14 protein-coding genes are annotated in these 16928 nt (G+C 41.2%); 4 read left to right on the plus strand and 10 right to left on the minus strand.

Annotated elements, in window-relative coordinates:
* Positions 1 to 8: 8 nt before the first annotated feature.
* From IJ00_RS14865 to IJ00_RS14885, 5 genes are all read right to left on the minus strand, one after another.
* A complete protein-coding gene (locus tag IJ00_RS14865) occupies positions 9 to 1301 on the minus strand; it encodes a hypothetical protein (RefSeq protein ID WP_035154234.1) in 1293 nt (430 codons plus the stop codon).
* Positions 1302 to 1522: 221 nt separating this feature from the next.
* Positions 1523 to 1711: a DUF4089 domain-containing protein gene (locus tag IJ00_RS14870; RefSeq protein ID WP_035154235.1), complete on the minus strand. Its 189-nt coding sequence runs from the start codon at positions 1709 to 1711 to the stop codon at positions 1523 to 1525.
* A gap of 2 nt (positions 1712 to 1713) precedes the next feature.
* Positions 1714 to 2133, minus strand: a complete 420-nt coding sequence (locus IJ00_RS14875; RefSeq protein WP_035154237.1) for a KGK domain-containing protein — start codon at positions 2131 to 2133, stop codon at positions 1714 to 1716.
* A gap of 295 nt (positions 2134 to 2428) precedes the next feature.
* Positions 2429 to 4027, minus strand: a complete 1599-nt coding sequence (locus IJ00_RS14880) for a thioredoxin-like domain-containing protein (protein WP_035154239.1) — start codon at positions 4025 to 4027, stop codon at positions 2429 to 2431.
* Between the two features lie 288 nt (positions 4028 to 4315).
* On the minus strand, positions 4316 to 4732 hold the full coding sequence (locus IJ00_RS14885; RefSeq protein WP_035154241.1) for a hypothetical protein: 417 nt from the start codon (positions 4730 to 4732) through the stop codon (positions 4316 to 4318).
* A gap of 65 nt (positions 4733 to 4797) precedes the next feature.
* Here IJ00_RS14885 and IJ00_RS14890 point away from each other — a divergent pair, with 65 nt between their 5' ends.
* A complete protein-coding gene (locus IJ00_RS14890; protein WP_035154243.1) occupies positions 4798 to 7104 on the plus strand; it encodes an SUMF1/EgtB/PvdO family nonheme iron enzyme in 2307 nt (768 codons plus the stop codon).
* Between the two features lie 388 nt (positions 7105 to 7492).
* On the opposite strand, the gene IJ00_RS14895 is transcribed toward IJ00_RS14890, so the two are convergent.
* Positions 7493 to 9583 carry a BamA/TamA family outer membrane protein gene (locus IJ00_RS14895; RefSeq protein ID WP_035154245.1) on the minus strand — a complete coding sequence of 697 codons (2091 nt, stop codon included), beginning with the start codon at positions 9581 to 9583 and terminating at the stop codon, positions 7493 to 7495.
* A 336-nt stretch (positions 9584 to 9919) separates the two neighbouring features.
* Between IJ00_RS14895 and IJ00_RS29945 the strand changes: the two genes are divergently transcribed.
* The gene (locus IJ00_RS29945; protein WP_256388797.1) at positions 9920 to 10045 is read left to right on the plus strand and encodes a hypothetical protein; all 126 of its coding nucleotides are present in this window, start codon (positions 9920 to 9922) and stop codon (positions 10043 to 10045) included.
* A 134-nt stretch (positions 10046 to 10179) separates the two neighbouring features.
* Here IJ00_RS29945 and rpiA read toward each other — a convergent pair whose 3' ends face one another.
* The 4 genes from rpiA to IJ00_RS14915 form a co-directional block, all read right to left on the minus strand.
* Entirely contained in the window at positions 10180 to 10881 is a 702-nt protein-coding gene (rpiA, locus tag IJ00_RS14900; RefSeq protein WP_035154247.1) for a ribose-5-phosphate isomerase RpiA, read from the minus strand.
* Positions 10882 to 10984: 103 nt separating this feature from the next.
* Positions 10985 to 12007 (minus strand): glucokinase, encoded by a 1023-nt coding sequence (locus tag IJ00_RS14905; protein ID WP_035154249.1) that lies wholly within the window; start codon positions 12005 to 12007, stop codon positions 10985 to 10987.
* Between the two features lie 117 nt (positions 12008 to 12124).
* Entirely contained in the window at positions 12125 to 12772 is a 648-nt protein-coding gene (locus tag IJ00_RS14910) for a histidine phosphatase family protein (RefSeq protein ID WP_035154251.1), read from the minus strand.
* A gap of 14 nt (positions 12773 to 12786) precedes the next feature.
* Positions 12787 to 14238, minus strand: coding sequence for an ATP-binding protein (locus tag IJ00_RS14915; RefSeq protein ID WP_082127333.1), 1452 nt, complete (start codon positions 14236 to 14238; stop codon positions 12787 to 12789).
* A 280-nt stretch (positions 14239 to 14518) separates the two neighbouring features.
* Here IJ00_RS14915 and IJ00_RS29085 point away from each other — a divergent pair, with 280 nt between their 5' ends.
* Positions 14519 to 14710, plus strand: coding sequence for a hypothetical protein (locus IJ00_RS29085; protein WP_046814824.1), 192 nt, complete (start codon positions 14519 to 14521; stop codon positions 14708 to 14710).
* Complete coding sequence (locus IJ00_RS14925) at positions 14691 to 16889, plus strand: transglycosylase SLT domain-containing protein (RefSeq protein ID WP_035154253.1); 2199 nt, start codon at positions 14691 to 14693, stop codon at positions 16887 to 16889. The genes IJ00_RS29085 and IJ00_RS14925 overlap by 20 nt, the downstream gene beginning before the upstream one ends.
* Positions 16890 to 16928 lie beyond the last annotated feature (39 nt).

Raw genomic sequence — 16928 nt, forward strand, 5'->3', positions numbered from 1 at the left:
TTTTTGTGTCATTTATTTTCCCCAAATAATTCATCCCTCACCAATCTAGCTAATTTCTTTGCAGCACCCCCTTCCCCACGAATACTGTGCAATTTTTCCTGCATTGCTGCTAACTTTTCGGGGTGATTTAAATAATCTAATACCATTTCTCCAATATCTTCTGGTTTGAGCGCTCCCAATAACTCTGGTACAACTTCTGATTTTGCCCAAATATTGGGCCAAGCAAACAAACCTTTACGCTGTAATAATATCCATAGGAATAGCCGATTGATTAACTTCGCAAAAATCGTACCTACCCCTGGTAAATTAGCTAAAAGTCCTGGTAAACCATCCCACGCACGCATAGCATCTATTTGTTGAGTAGGTAACAAAACAATCATCGGTATTCCTAGGGAAGCTAATTCCGCAGTGTTTGCACCAACGGTAGTTAAGCAAATTTGGCATTGTGATAGTCGTTGATAGGCAGGATTTTCCTGTATCAATTCCACAACTAAACCATTTTTGGTATGCAATCGGGGAATATTTATAGAATCAGAATTTAAGTTTTGAGCAGGTAAAATTAATTCTGCCGAAACACCACCAAAAGTATCTATATAGGGGTTATATTTTGGATTTGCAAAACTGCCTAGGGTTTCTAAGTTTAAGGTGGGAGCGACGGGAATAATAAACTTGGTATTTGGTCTTTTATGATAAATATATTCCGCAGCAGCTAGGGTGAGGGGTACACCTTGGGTTAATTTGGCAGCTTTGGAACCTGGTAATAAACCGATGATTTCTGTGGCATCAATATTATCTTGACTGGAGTTTTCTAACTCTCCAATGCGCATTAAATCCCCAACGACTGTAAATTTATGGTGATATTTAGCAGCAACATTATCTATAACTTCCGGTTTCATCACCGCAAACTTATCAATTAAATTATGCCATCTGGCTTCCCATTCTGCATAAACTATAGTTCGATATCCTAATCTTTTGCCAATAATTACTGGAAAAAATTGATCACCTCCCAAAAAAATCACTACACCTTGATTTCTCCAGTTCCAATTATCTTGGGTTTTACCCAACAGGAGAAAAGATAAAAAATTATCTGCCCCTTGCACTCGATCCACTTCTGGATAAGATAGGGCAATTTCTGCTTCTTTTCCGCTTGCATTGGGACAGGGTGATAAAATTACAGAAATTCTGACTAGCGAGTTGTATTCCTCTGTTAATTCTTGTCGTAATGCCTTGACAACAGGACGTACCCATGTTGTGATTTCACCGGGACCATTAGAAAGAATCAGAATATCAACTGGTTGCATAATTGAGAGATTTGTAGATGGTAAGGATTCGTAATTCGTAATGCTCCCTGCGGGAGAGCTAACGCTAACGTAATGCTCCCTTCGGGAGAGCTACGCTAACGTAATTCATAATGCTCCCTGCGGGAGAGCTAAGGTAATTCGTAATTACTTTGCTGCAAGTGTTTCAGAAATTTAGAATATTAGAATAGGTGGTTTATTTTAGCCACCCTATACTAGGCAAATTATGGCTCAAAGATATTGACAGGTTCTACCTCTTCTGTAAGCTGAAACTCGTTTACCATCTCTGCAAACTCCTGAATTCTGCGGAAATTTGTGATTACACTCTCTTGATACTCCTCTGGTAAATTTAAATCCATTAATAAAGCCATCTGCTCCACATACTTCCCAATATCCCCAGTCTGCTTTTCCATATTTACTTTTCTGATTGAATAATTTTACAGATTTCCTCTAGTAATGGGTCATATTCTACTATTTCTTCTGGTGCAAATTCCAAATAAATTTGATTTAAGTGAGAATTAATCGGTGATGTACAAACTTCAATTCTCAATTTTCCCCGTTCCCATCCTTGACTACCAACTTTTAGGATTTGACAATGAATCATATAATGATGTTGCACTTCCATCAAGTTAATTACCTGTTTACCCAAGGAAATCTGACTTAAAAACTCTAACATGGATGCACCCGGTTCTAGGGAGCTTGATTCATACATCCGTCGTTGTAATTTTCCTCGAATTTGTCTTTCAATAATTTCTTTTAAACGACTAACTTTATAAGCATCATTGGCAAAAAGTATCACATCATCACAGTCTAAAGGTATCAATTTGAGATTCATATGAATAATTGACGATAGCTCATAAGTTGCTGTGTTTATAAGGATAATCAGACTTGAATGAACTATCAATACAATTTAGAGATTCACAAATTAGCTTTAGAAAAGTTTCATGGTATTTTGTGATTTTAATGACTGTTTATAAAATTTGTATATTTAGCTTCTAAATCATAATTCCTAGAGTTATACCAACTCTCTAAAATCCGACAACACATTCAAACTTCAAAACCCAGACTGTATCTAAGTCTCTTAATTACGAATTACGAATTGGTATTATCTAGCCAATATCAAATATTAATCATAATTGAGGTAAACAAAAATTTGGGCTACATAATCTGGGAAATTCCATAGTCGTAACTGTGAGTGATGTAATTTCTACACGACGAATCACATGATTATTCGTGTCTGCAACATATAAATAATTATTCTCAAAACTGATTCCAGAAGGTTCTGCAAATTGACTCTGTATCCCATCTCCATCCTGTAAACCAGCAATCCCAGAGCCTAAAATAGTTTGACAATCACCTGTAAGCAAATTGACTATTTTAATTTTATGATTATAAGTATCAGCTATCCACAGAGAATTGTTCGCAAATTCCACACCTAAACAATGTTGTAAGCGAACATTTTCTCCATTGCTATCTCTGTCTCCAAAACTATATAAATCCCCACTTCCGCAAATAGTTCTGACATTATTTGTAGTTAAATTTACCCCACGAATACTACTACTTTCACTATCTGCAATCAATAATTCCTCACCATTGCTAGTAATACCGCTAGGTTGGGCAAATGCTGCTATGTATTGCTCTCCATCAAAACAACCTTCTGCACCGCTACCAGCATAGGTTTGGATGGTATTTTGCAGTAAATCTAATACCCATATTTGGTGAGAACCTGCCATAGCAATATAGAGGCGATCGCCACTTTTCACCAAATCCCAAGGAGAATTTAATTCCATCATCTGAGCAACACCTCCATGGGGAAATATATGGCGATTTTGATTACCATTTCCCGCAATCGTTTCTATGCTTTGCTGCTGTAAATCGATACGTCGAATCGCATGATTCCCTGTATCTGCAACATAAAGTATGTGATTTTCCCGATCTAAAACTACTCCCTGAGGTGCAGAAAATTCCGCCGACTGAAAATTACCATCAACTAATCCAGCTTTACCACTACCAATAACCTGTATAATATCCCCATTAAAATCAACCCAGACTAGGCGATGATGTCCTGTATCTGAGATGAATAAACCAATATCCGTCGCCAACACTTTCCCCGGAAATACCAGGGGTGTAATTAATGGTTGATTTTGTTTTTCTAGACTATTTTCTAAAATTTGAAAATTTATTGTTTGCTTATCGTTTTTCCCTAATCCTCTCCTTGACAAGGGGAGGGTGCGCGACAGCGCGGGTGGGGTGTGCTTTATTTCCTGGGAAACCGCGATATCTTGATATTCTTGAATTAGGTGAGAAATTGTTGTAGATAAAAACTCCCGATGTCCCTCCCCAGAAACAGAAGTAACGATATATCCTTGGGGATCTATAACTACCATTGTGGGATAGGCACGTACTACATAATTCTGCCAAACATGGAAACCACTATCTACAATCACAGGGTGTTCAATGTCATAGCGTAATATTGCCTGACGAATATTTTCTACTTCCTTCTCATGATCAAACTTTCCACTGTGAACACCGATAACCGTCAGACTATCTTGATATTTATGTTCTAAATATTTTAAATCAGGGAGAATATGTAGACAGTTGATACAACAGTATGTCCAAAAATCAAGCAGAACTATACTACCTCGTAATTCTTTGAGAAATAGAGGCTGATTTGTATTTAACCAAGCAGCTTTTTCAGGAAATTCCGGTGCGCGGATTCGAGGAGACATGATTTTTCAGAAATTTCTCAAAAATATATAGAACTTACGCAAACACTATTTTTCATTGCGACCAAAACGTATTGTAGAGAAGTAATCCTAGAGTTTTTAGCATCCCCACAGCTTGCTCAATATAGCTTATACCAAATTAATATGAAGACGCATAGAAACAGAACCCCACCCCAATTCTCGCTTTCACTCGAATTTCGTCTCACCCGCTAGCGGGGAGGGGATTAAGGGGTGGGGTAAATTCTGTGCAGTTCCACGAAAAATTGGTATTAGTGCGTAATTTCTGATATATCATCGCCGTTTAAATTTAAATGTCATCCCACCCTTACCACCAGCTTTCCCACCACCTAAACCAAACAAACTAATTTGCCCTTCTCCGTTAATTTCTACAGATAATTCCACCTCATCTAACTGCATTTTGCCTGCTGGTTGTTCAGCTTCATCCAACATTTCCCGCATTGCTTGCAGAAATCCCCGCATTTCCTGTTTCAATTTTGTCACCTCAACCTTACGTCGTTTGATGACAACTTCACCCTCTTGTTTGGTAATAATTATTTCTTCTTCAGTTTCTACACCTAGTCTTCCACCCACATCACGGGAATCTCTAGAACCACCGCGATTTACAACTTCCTTTGAGCTTTCCTGACTCGTTGCAGTAATAATCCAGATATTTTCCGGTGTCTGCATTTTTTCGGTTGTATCTGACATAGGTTGGGATTATGAGTTACGTGTAAACTGTTTTTGATGGTAGCAGATTTCATCCAAATGGGGATATGGGGAAAAATTGGGCGATCGCGATCGGCATAAACAACTACGATAATTTACAGCCCCTCAAGTATGCTCAACGGGATGCTGAGGTGATGGCTACGTGGTTTCGGGAAGAAGCTAGATTTGATCAAGTATTTCTGTTTACCGAAAATTCTCCCCCCATTCCTGCAAATCCACCCATACCCACCCAACCAACTGCGGCACGATTTCGGCGATTTTTGAACGCTCAGTTTGAAAAACCCTTATTGAATCCAGAAGATAATCTCTGGTTTTTCTTTGCGGGACACGGGAAGCGCTACAATGACCAAGATTATTTGATGTTTCCCGATAGTGACCCTACGGATAGTACCACGGCGATTTCTGTAGATTTTATTACCCAGCGCTTGCGACGTTGTGGTGCGGATAATGTGGTGTTACTGCTCGATGCTTGTCGGGATGAAGGGAGTCGAGGAGGTTTGGGAATTGGGGAGGAGAAACATCAAGGGGTAATTACCTTTTATTCCTGTAATGCCAATCAGCAATCCTGGGAAATTGATGAGTTACAGCATGGTGCGTTTACCTATAGCTTGTTGGAGGGATTGCGGTTACAGGGTGAGGGTAATTGTGCCACAGTTGAGCGGTTAGCGCGGCATTTATATCAAAGAGTTCCCCAAATAAATAACTATTACAGAAAGCAAGTACAAAATCCCTACTTTCAGGCTGACCCACCTTATAAAATGTATTTTATTTTGTTAAGGCAAGCTGCTAACTTTCGTGATGCTCAACTTTTAATTGATGCAGCTCAGGAAGCAGAATTAGAAGGGAATTTATTATTAGCAGAAAATTTGTGGAAGCGACTTTGGGGATTACCTGGTATTGATGACCGTGCATTTGAAGCCATCAAAAGGATTGCTCAAAAACAATCATCCACAAATCCAACTTCCCCCACTCCAAATCCAGCAGGAACGACAGGTCAAAGGTCAGTGTCTTCTACACAACAGCAAGAAGCGGAAAGACGCAAGCAACAGGAAGCAGAGAGAAAAAGACAACAACAAGAATTAGCAGCACAACGACAACGAGAACAGGAAGCACAGAAGCAAAGAGAAAGAGAAGAAACAGAAGCCAGAAAACAGCAGCAGCAAGCAGAAAGAGAACGTCAACAGGAGCTTGATAGACGCAGAAAACAACAAGAAGCGGAAACGAGAAGACAGCAACGAGAGCAACAATGGCAAAATCTCCAGCAATTTCTAATTAACCGCAGACAGTTCTTAAAATGGGCTGGTTTGGGTAGTGGAGGTTTGGTGACTGTGATTGCTAGTCAGCTTTTGCAAGGTTCTCCAGATAATAGTTCTGTAGATACTAGTTCTCCAGATAGCAATTCTCTAAATAATAGTCCTCCAGAGATATCTGTTATGACTCCCAAAATTATATCTCCGAACAAGAATGCACCAAAGATATTGAAATTACCCGTATGGACTGTTCAATTTGAAACAGTGACGGTGAATAGTAGAGGGGAAAAAGTAAAAGGCGAGCAAAAAGAAGTAAAGTTTGTCAAAGAAGACTTGGGAAATAATATCAGTTTGGATATGGTTTATATCCCTGCTGGTAATTTCATGATGGGTTCAAAACCACCAGAAGGAGATAACTCAGAACGTCCTCAACAAAAAGTCAATGTTCCCGCTTTCTGTATGGGTAAATACCCAGTAACCCAAGCGCAATGGAGAACTGTCGCAGCGTTAACTCAAATTAACCGCAAACTCGAACCAGAACCATCCGAATTCAAAGGTGATGATTTACCTGTAGAAAACGTATCTTGGTACGATGCGGTGGAATTTTGTGCCAGATTATCAAAGGAAACAGGTAATGAATATCGTCTCCCCAGCGAAGCAGAATGGGAATATGCTTGTCGTGCTAGAACCACCACACCCTTCCACTTTGGCGAAACCATTACCAGCAAGTTAGCCAATTACGATGCTAGTAATACCTTTGCTGAGGAAGCCAAAGGAGAATACCGCAAAAAAACTACCCCTGTGGGAAAATTTCCAGCCAATGCTTTTGGTTTATACGATATGCATGGCAATGTTTGGGAATGGTGTCTTGATGATTGGCACGATAATTATGAGGGAGTGCCAAAAAATGGCAGTCCTTGGTTTGATGATAAGAATAATAACCTTTCTCAAAAATATGGTTCTGCGGTGCTGCGTGGTGGTTCCTGGTACGTCATTCCTAGAGACTGCCGCTCTGCGTACCGTGACAACTACCCTGCGCGCGACAGTATCCCCTTCAATTTTGGTTTTCGTGTTGTTTGTGGGGTCGGGAGGTCTCTTCTGTAGCCCTTTATACTTTTCCCCTTTTCCCCTCTGCTCTTTTATTCTTTACCCTTCCCAAGCGTAATACCAATTCGTAATTCGTAATTCGTAATTCGTAATTAAGAAAGCCTTATCTAGTCAGACTTTCAGGGTTTGTATCTGTTTCACTATTTTCGTGAAATGGTGTAACGGAGTGGAGCGATCTAATTTTTTTGCAGCACAAATCACCGGTGGTTTTCCCTCGTTCCCACGCTCTTCATTGCGACGCATTCTACGAGGTTCCTGCCTCAAATCAAAAAGCAGCAAAAATCGTAGCGACTGTGTTAAAAGTCAGGCGATGCTCCATAGAGGAGCCGCTACGCGATCGCGTTTGGGTTTGGAGAAAAATAAAATTGTGCAAAGACAATTTTGCCTAAAACCTTTGCCCAATACCAAAATGGAAACGACTTTCACCCTGATCGCTGATACCGTAGTCGGCACGAATTAAGCCGAGGGGTGAGTCAAAACGGATACCTGCCCCGTAACCAAAACCCGTCCCTGGTTTATTACGCATTCCCGCAGGATTACCGAGTACAGTGTCCCCGGAGCCTAAATCTGAGGCAAAATCGGCGAAAACTATACCACCTAATGCTTGCCAAACAGGAAAACGGTATTCGGCGGAGGCTAGTACATAGGTACGACCGCTACCAACTCTCCCTGCATCGTATCCCCGTACAGAGTTAGAACCACCGAGGTTGAATGCATCGTAGGGGGGTAAGTCACCGAGAACGGTTCCTGCTTGCAGATTGAAGGCAAATACTTGGGGTTGAGCAGATTCAAAGAGCTTGACGGGACGGAATTCACTGTAATTTGCTTTGATACGGTTCATGGAAATATTTCCTTGACCGAGGGGGATTGATTGTTCCGTACTAAGACTGAGAAAATAACCTTGGGTGGGATTGAGGGGGTTGTCTCGATGGTCTTTTGTGGCGCTAAGGGAGACAGTTGCCAAATCATCGATACCTGTACCACTGAGAGTCAGGGAGTTGCCACGAGCATCTACAGAGTTAATTTCCCCAGCGCGATCGCGGATAGAAGTACGGGTATAATTAAATCCTAAATTGGCATCCCAACCATCAATCGGTCGTTGTAAATTCAAACTAGCACCAATTTTCCCCTCCCGGATTTTATCGCCGTTGGGCAGGAGAATCAAATCGTCCAAGGTATCAGATAATCCCCTCTGCCGAAAAGCATTGATACTATAACCAATACGGTTAGGCTCGCTGGGGCGGTAGGGACTACTATATTTGACATCAAAACCCAAATCCTGTCTACCTGCTTGCACATCCACAGAGAAAGTATCATTTATACCACCAAAGTTGCGATCGCGGTAACTAAAGGTTCCCAAAATCCCCTGATCACGATTGTAATTACCGCCAAAGTTTAGAGAACGGGCACTAGTCTCTTTTAATAGATAGATAACATCGGTTTTATTGGCATCACCCTCAAAAGCTACTTGAATTGTCTCAAATAAACCCGTTTGATAGAGCTGTTGCACATCTTCCCGCACTAACTTTTCCTGATATACTTGCCCTGGTAGAAACTTGATTTGTTGATACAGAAAATCTGGTTTTGTCCTTCCCTTCACAGGTTTACCCTGACTATCCACCGCTTCGTTATCCTCTCCTAGGAAGCGAAACTTGATATCACCTACCACACCCTCAGCAACATTCACCGTCAGCATACCGTCTTTGCTGGGTTTAATTGATAACACGCGACCAAGCTTATATCCGTTATTGCTGTACCATTTATTGATTTTTGCGACTGCTTGCTTTAAGCTACCGGGGCTGATAGGTTGACTTAGTAAGGGTTGGAAGGATTGGAGGGCAATTTCCTGGGTTAAAGCTTTGGCTCCAGAAAGTTGCAGCGATCGCACAATCACAGGTTCTACTTGATACACCACCTCTAATCCTTCCCTGGTAGCATTGGTTTTGAGATTGGCAGTTGCAAACAAACCAGTATCTAAAATTGCTGCCATATCTTTTTGTAATTGATTTTGACTCGTCTCTCCTCCGACTTGGGTTTTGATCACACTGCGAATAACTTCCTGTAACTCCTCGGTTGCACCAAGAATTTTTACCTCGGTAGCAGTTACTACTAAGTTGTTATCTAAGGGTGGGGGGGAGAAGGAAGGAGTAGGGGAAACAGTAGAGGGAGTTTCCAGAATCACTACAGCTTTCTGAGGTGTGGGAGTTTTAACTGGTGCAGGATTCTCAACAGCTTTTTGGGGAGTAGGAGTTTTAACAGAGGGAGAATTACGAGAAAATTGTTGCTCAGGAATAGTTTCTGGAGAGACAGCAAATTCCACCTCCCTAGGGGTATCATCCTTAACTGGTACAACTACATCCTCAGACACCGCAGATGTATCAGAGTTAGGGGAATTAGGTGCGGCAATTGCTTGCTGAGTCAGGTTTCCTACTGTTAAGGAGGTGAGTGTCAAAATAGTTGCTGAAGAAGCTCGCATAATCTTAGGTAATATATATAGTCAATGGCAATAATCTTGTTCTGCTCCCCTTGATTTACTGCACAGACAGGAAAGTTAAAATATTTGTTTCTCAAGACACCTGCAAATAAAAAAATATTCCACAATGCCAGCTGTGGAACGATATTCAGTATAAGTAGGCAAACAGAATTAATTACACAAACGTCATTGCGAATGGAGCGTTCGCGCAGCGTGTCGCTTTGCGACTCAGCGGAATGTTCGCGTAGCGTGCCGTAGGCTCTAGCAATCGCAAAGATTTGGGATTGCTACTCTTCGAGAAGCCGCTCCGCGTCTACGCTACATTTCATTTCGCTCGCAATGACTGTAAATATTTCTGCTTATGTACTTATCTATGGTGTTGGATATGACTTAACGCAGAATAAAAACACAAGCAAGGGCGATCGCTCCACGGGAAGGAATTATTTCAGGCGATCGCCTACTTAAAAATAAAAAACGACTCCTGAAAGAAGTCGATTAACTGTTTAAAATATGGTTAAAACCAAGTTTATTGTCAATAAATAGCTACAAAAGCTGTAATTTTATCTGAAATAAACCTAGTATTGCAGTTTTCCAATAAATTACATTTTCCGTACAACTGGCTGACCATCTACCACTTCACCAATTAGCACAATATCAGCACAGTTGACAAAAATCCCATTTTCCAAGACACCAGGAAGATTATTCAGGGTTTTTTCTAGCTCCACAGGGTCAGGAATACTATTAAATTTCACATCTACAACCATATTACCCTGGTCAGTAATCACAGGACCAGCCTTCCTCACACCCATACGTAGCTGTGGTTCGCCACCTAGCTCTCGAATCACGTTCATTACGGGAGTAATTGCCATGGGAATAACTTCCACAGGAACGGGAAATACAGAGCCAAGATGGTCAACTAATTTACCCGCATCAACTACAACCACGAAGCGATTAGCCAAGTAATCTACTACCTTTTCACGGGTGTGGGCAGCACCACCACCTTTAATTAGGTTCTTGCGGGGGTCTACCTCATCAGCGCCATCAATGGCAATATCAATGTGATCAATAGCATCCAGGGTTGTCAGGGGAATACCGTATTGTTTGGCGAGAACTTCCGCACCGAAGGAAGTCGGAACACCAACGATGTTCTTTAAATCACCAGAATTCAGGCGATCGCCAATATATTGGATAGCGTAAGCAGTGGTAGAACCAGTACCTAGTCCCACAATCATCCCGGACTCTACCAAAGCTGCGGCAGCTTTACCAACTTCTTGCTTCATTAACGTTACAGGGTCGGTCATTCCCAAAACTCCATCATGATTCACATAGTTAATGTTAGGGGAAGGGGAGAGAATGGGGAAGGGGATTTTTGGAACTGTCACCCCTAACCCGTTAACCAAATTCCTACAACCTAGCAGCACAAATGGCAGCACCAATTAGCCCAACCTGAGGATTGAGGATGATGTGTACGGGAATTTCTGTCAAGATGGCTCGCATCCTACCTTTTTGGGTGAAATTGAGCATAAAATTGCCCTGGGTGAGCAGGGGGAGGATTTTGGGGGCAATTCCTCCAGCAATGAATAAACCGCCGTAGGGCAGAAGTTTCAGCGCCAAATTGCCAGCTTCAGCACCGTATGCGTCTACAAATAATTCCATGGTTTGCTCACAGAGGCGATCGCTACCATTTAAAGCCGCAGCACCGATAGCAGCTCCTGGATCCACACTTTTCTCTTGCCCTGCTTCCCCTTCCCAGGTGCGAACAATTTGGGCAATTTCCGGAGATTCGCTTCTCACGTGGCGATCGCGCAAAAATTGGTAAATCGAAACGATTCCTAAACCAGAAACCACCCTTTCCACAGAAACACGTTGAATATCATGCTTATCCAAGAGATATTTCAATAACTGAAATTCTAATTCTGTACGCGGGGCAAAATCTGCGTGTCCCCCCTCAGAAGGGAAAACATGATAGTGATTCCCCTGTTTCATCAAAAAACCTTGCCCTAAACCGGTACCTGCTCCAATAATGGCGATCGGTGCTTCTGGTTTGGGTTTACCAACTTGCAATGTCTGCAAATCTTGCTTATCTAAGCCCAGAATGCCATAGCCCACCGCCGCAAAATCATTAATTAGGGAAACACAACCAATCCCTAATTCTTGCTCTAAACGCTCCTTTTCCAGAAACCAGACCAAATTCGTCAATTTGGCAGTGTTATTCACCACAGGACCCGCGATCGCAAAGCAAGCTTTCTCTGGTATTGGTGTCTTGGCATTAGCTAAAAACTGCCGTACCATTGGCACTAAATCGGTGAAATCTGCACTGCGATAACGCTCTTCATACACAGCACGTAGTAGAGAAGTCTCCGATGCTTCTACTAATCGCAAAATCGTTTTTGTGCCGCCAATATCTCCTGCTAATAGTAAAGTCATAGGGTTAGGTAATAGATAATGCTTGCCGTGAGGTAAGTTGAATGAGTAATGGAGATTGGGTAATGGGGATAGGGAAAAATCAACAAATTCCCCCTACTTCCGGTTTTTCCTGTTCCCCTACACTAATCGTACAAACTCTTCTACCTCTGTTAAATGGGAGGTGTCTCCCTTTAGTTCTAGCAGCCATTCGGGGTGTTGACGCACTACCTTGTACAAGCTGCACAGGCGGACTTTCTCTACTGAGTCAGCAGTGCTACCCGCTAACCCAATCGCTGCTCCCTTGACAGATGCACCATGGGCTACAAGGAGAATATTTTCTGGGGAAAACTCTGTCGAAAGGCATCTAGCAGTTTGCCCTGCACGAGATCTCACCTGTTGATGGGATTCCGGATAAGTGGCAGCAATACGAGATGTATAACTAGTATCAATGCGGGGAAAAATTTCTGCGAGGGTGGCGATCGCCAAACGTTCTGGTTCTTCAGTCATCCATTCTGGATTTAACCACTCACTTAAACCAGTTTCTAGCTTAATTGGCAAATTTAATACTTCGGCAACAGCATTGGCAGTTTGCACAGTGCGTAGAAAAGGAGAAGCAAAAATATGATGAATATTTTCTGTTTGCAAGCGCTTTGCCAATTGCTCTGCTTGGAGAAATCCATCTTCAGACAAAGGTGGATCATAACGTCTCTCAGCAGTCAGAAACCAATCAGGGTTAACAAAGTCAAGACGGTTAGCGTGTCGAGCAATCCAAATAATCTGACTCATGAAGAGCAAAAAACTTATATAGGAATATGAATTATGAATTCTGTTCCTTGTCCAGGGACAGAAAGACATTCTAGCTTGCCACCGTGTTTTTCTACAATAATTTGATAGCTAATAGCCATTCCCAAACCTGTACCCTTTCCTACTTCTTTGGTTGTAAAGAAAGGATTGAAAACTGATTTACTGACTTCTTCATTCATGCCAATCCCATTATCAATTATGCTAATACTTAAGTATGGAATATCATATATATTTATTTGCTGGGTGGTAATCGTGATTTTCCCTTCTATCCCTTCATCTATTGGGCAGTCACAAACATGATTACTTACATTTGTAGAATAATTATGATATTTTTCCTCAATTGCATCGATAGCATTAATTAATATATTCATAAATACTTGATTTAACTCTGCTGGATAGCAATTAATTAAGGGAATATCACCATAATTTTTAATGACATTAATATTTTGGATAGGTCGTGGGTTAAATTTATTTTTTAGGCGGTGTTGTAGTAATAATAATGTATTGTCAATATCTTCGTGAATCCTGGCAGCTTTTTTCCCAGTTTCATCTAATCGGGAAAAATTCCGCAGAGAACTGATAATTGTTCTAATTCTCTCACTGCCATTAGTCATAGAATTAAATAAATTAGGCAAATCCTCTGCAATAAAATCTATATCCACATCTTGCAAATAATTTTCTATTTCCTGGGATGGGACAGGATTCAATCGACGATAGGCATTAATTAAATCTAATAAGCCGTTAAAATAGGTACGAACATAATGAATATTGCCAGTGATAAAACTAATCGGATTATTAATTTCATGGGCAATGCCAGCTACTAGTTGCCCCAAGGCTGACATTTTCTCCGCTTGAACTATTTGTGTATGATTATTTTGTAACCAATTCAGATTATCTTGAGTCGCTTGTGACTTAATTTCTGACTGCTGTAAACTATTTAATGTTAAAAAATGAATTTGAGAATAGGCAATGAGTAACTGATGAAAATCTAATATTTGATAATTTCCCGTTTGTATCTCCACTACTATCGGTTCATAAACAAGGGGAGGCAATCTTTTGAGGGCAATATTTGCCGCATCAATAACAGAGGTTGTGGCGGATAAAATCGTAATTTCCGGCTTGAGGCAATCATAGAATGTGGCGATCGCCCGACGAGAAAATAATCCTAAACTGTAGGGGCGACTCATATATTCAAAAAACAGCCGCCGTGAAATCATACCCTGAAATAAGTTATCTTGTGTGAGAATTAATCCCGGAAGTAGAGAAGTCTTCTCAAATATTTTTGTAATCGACTCTACTTTCTCACTAACTTCTATGCTTTCCTCCCAGAGGAATAATTCTTCTAAAGTAGAATTAATCGATAAATGTTGATAGTCTATATTGTTAGCATAGTGAGTGTATTCCCTGAGATGATGATTCTGGCTAGCAATAATATTTTTTTCTAACATAATTTTAGATTGTTGCTGTTCACTAGCTGGCTGTCTGACAAAGAATATCTTCAACTACTCATTTTAGTATTCCCTATATTTGTGGATAAATATCAATCAAAGATAAATCTCGGACATAATCATAAATAGTAAACAGAGAAAAATCTATTTTGACCTAAATTGAATTTAGGTGTCATCTGAATGATTTGAGGTGAGATGATTATTTGTGGTGATTGTCCAATTTATAATTATCTAGGGGAATTTATAGATAAATATCAATGCTCTAAGTCGAAACTTCTCCTTGAAAACATCAATTTCTTTACCTGAAAAGTATATTAAATATCTGTCAGACGAGATACAAAATGCGGGTATTACTAATTTTTCAGCAGCTTCACAGAAAAATTTAAGTTACCCTGTGCCACTAGTGGTGCTACAGTGGCAAGAAATTGACGTGAAATGTTCAGCGAGTATCAATGCTGAAGAAGCTACATAAAAAGCAACTATCTCTGATTCTCGGTGCAGGAATCACAGCCTTTTTGGCTGGTGGTATGGTTTTTGCACCCCAGATTGGTAAATCCGTAGAACAATGGCTCAAGCAGTTTCAGAATGAGCCAGAGCAGCTTTCTGAGGCAACAAAAGCTAAATCCCTTGTGCTGCCCTTGGTGCTAGAATCCCCATCGGAGAGGGCAGCAAAATTAGAGGCATTAACTAAGGAAAGCCAGTCTCAGGATCGCAATCGAGCTCGATATTTGTTGGCAAGTGATTTGATTGAACGTGAAGATGGAAAGTCTGCCCTGAAATTATTAGAGGGCTTAGAAAAAGACTACCCCTTACTTGCCCCCTATATCTTGCTGAAGCAAGCTCAAGCTCAAAATCTGTTGGGTGAGGAGGGGAAAGCTTCCGACTTGCGGCAAGCAGTTGTCAAGCGTTATCCAGAGCATCCCGCAGCAGCTAAAGCATTGTATTTAATTGGGTTGCCAGAATATCAAGAGCGGGCGATCGCCAAGTTTCCTTCCCATCCCCTCACCTGGGAAATCATAAAAAAACGTTTGGCTGATAACCCCAATCAACCTCAGCTGCAATTAATTCTGGCAAAATATTCCTATGACCAACCTGGTATCACCTTTGTCTTGGATAGTTTAGCTAAAAGTTCCACTCTCCAAGCCGAAGACTGGGAAACTATTGCTGGTGCGTACTGGGAAAATAAAGAGTTTGGCAAAGCTGCTGTAAGTTATGGCAAAGCACCCCGCACCCCTCGTAATATTTACCGTATGGGTAGAGGTTTGCAGATTAGTGGCAAAACAGACGCAGCTAAAACAGCTTTTAATCAGTTGGTGAGTGCTTTCCCCGAATCTGAGGAAGCAGGTTTAGCCACATTACGATTGTCAGAATTGGCGAAAACCTCCAAGGAGACTTTGCCCTACCTAGACAAGATTATCAGCAAATATCCTGCCCACGGGGGAGAGGCAATCATCCGCAAAGCTAAAATTCTAGAAGCCCAAGGCAATAAAAAAGCTGCGGCTTCTGCTTTACAGTTGCTGATTAGTAAATTTGATACCACAGAAGAGGCGGCAGAATATCGCTGGAAGGTAGCAGAAGCGAAAGCGAAAGCGAAGGATTATCAAGCTGCTTGGCAATGGGCAGAACCAATTGCTAATAAGAATCCTGATAGTATTTTGGCTCCGCGAGCAGCTTTTTGGGTAGGGAAGTGGGCAACAAAATTAGGGAAAAGACAAGAAGCAAAACAAGCTTACGAGTTTGTAATTAGCCAGTTTCCCTACTCTTACTATGCATGGCGATCGGCGGCAATTTTGCAGTTGAATGTGGGTAATTTTAATACTCTTCGCCAATTAAAACCGGAAATTGTCCCCCTAATGCGTCCTGTACCCACCGCAGGTTCTGAGACTTTTAAAGAATTATACCTTCTAGGGCAAGACCGAGACGCTTGGTTGCAATGGCAAACGGAATTTACGAACAAAATGCAACCGACAGTACCAGAACAGTTTACTGAAGGTTTGGTGCAACTCACTAGGGGTGAAAATCTGCTTGGCATTGATAAAATTTCTAAGTTGGAAGACCGGGAAAAACCAGAGGATCGGGCTGAGTATGATAAGTTGAATAAACAACTAATTTACTGGCAAGCTCGTTATCCTTTCCCCTACTTGAAAGAAATTAAAAAATGGTCAGGAGAGCGTCAACTTAACCCTCTATTAGTGACAGCATTAATTCGCCAAGAGTCACGCTTTGAAAAGGAGATTATCTCTAGTGCTGGGGCTACAGGTTTAATGCAAGTTATGCCTGATACCGCTAAGTGGATTGCGCCGCAAATTAAGGCAGATTACAAAAATTTGGATCTGAAAAAACCCCAGGATAATATTATGCTGGGAACCTGGTATTTAGACCACACCCACGAGCAGTACGGGAATAATAGTTTGTTAGCGATCGCCAGTTATAATGCTGGTCCTGGTAATGTCAGTAAGTGGTTAAAATCTTTACCTAAGGATGACCCCGACGATTTTGTCGAAGCTATTCCCTTTGATGAAACTAAGAACTATGTGCGTCAAGTTTTAGGTAATTACTGGAATTATTTACGACTTTATAACCCAGAAATATCACGGATAGTGGGAGAATATTCCGCTTCCCATCCCAAGCTACCCCACGAAGGAAAATAAAGCAGAGACGCTCCCATGGAGCGTCTTGAGAATTGAAGA

This window comes from Calothrix sp. 336/3 (assembly GCF_000734895.2).
Classification (GTDB): Bacteria; Cyanobacteriota; Cyanobacteriia; order Cyanobacteriales; family Nostocaceae; genus 336-3.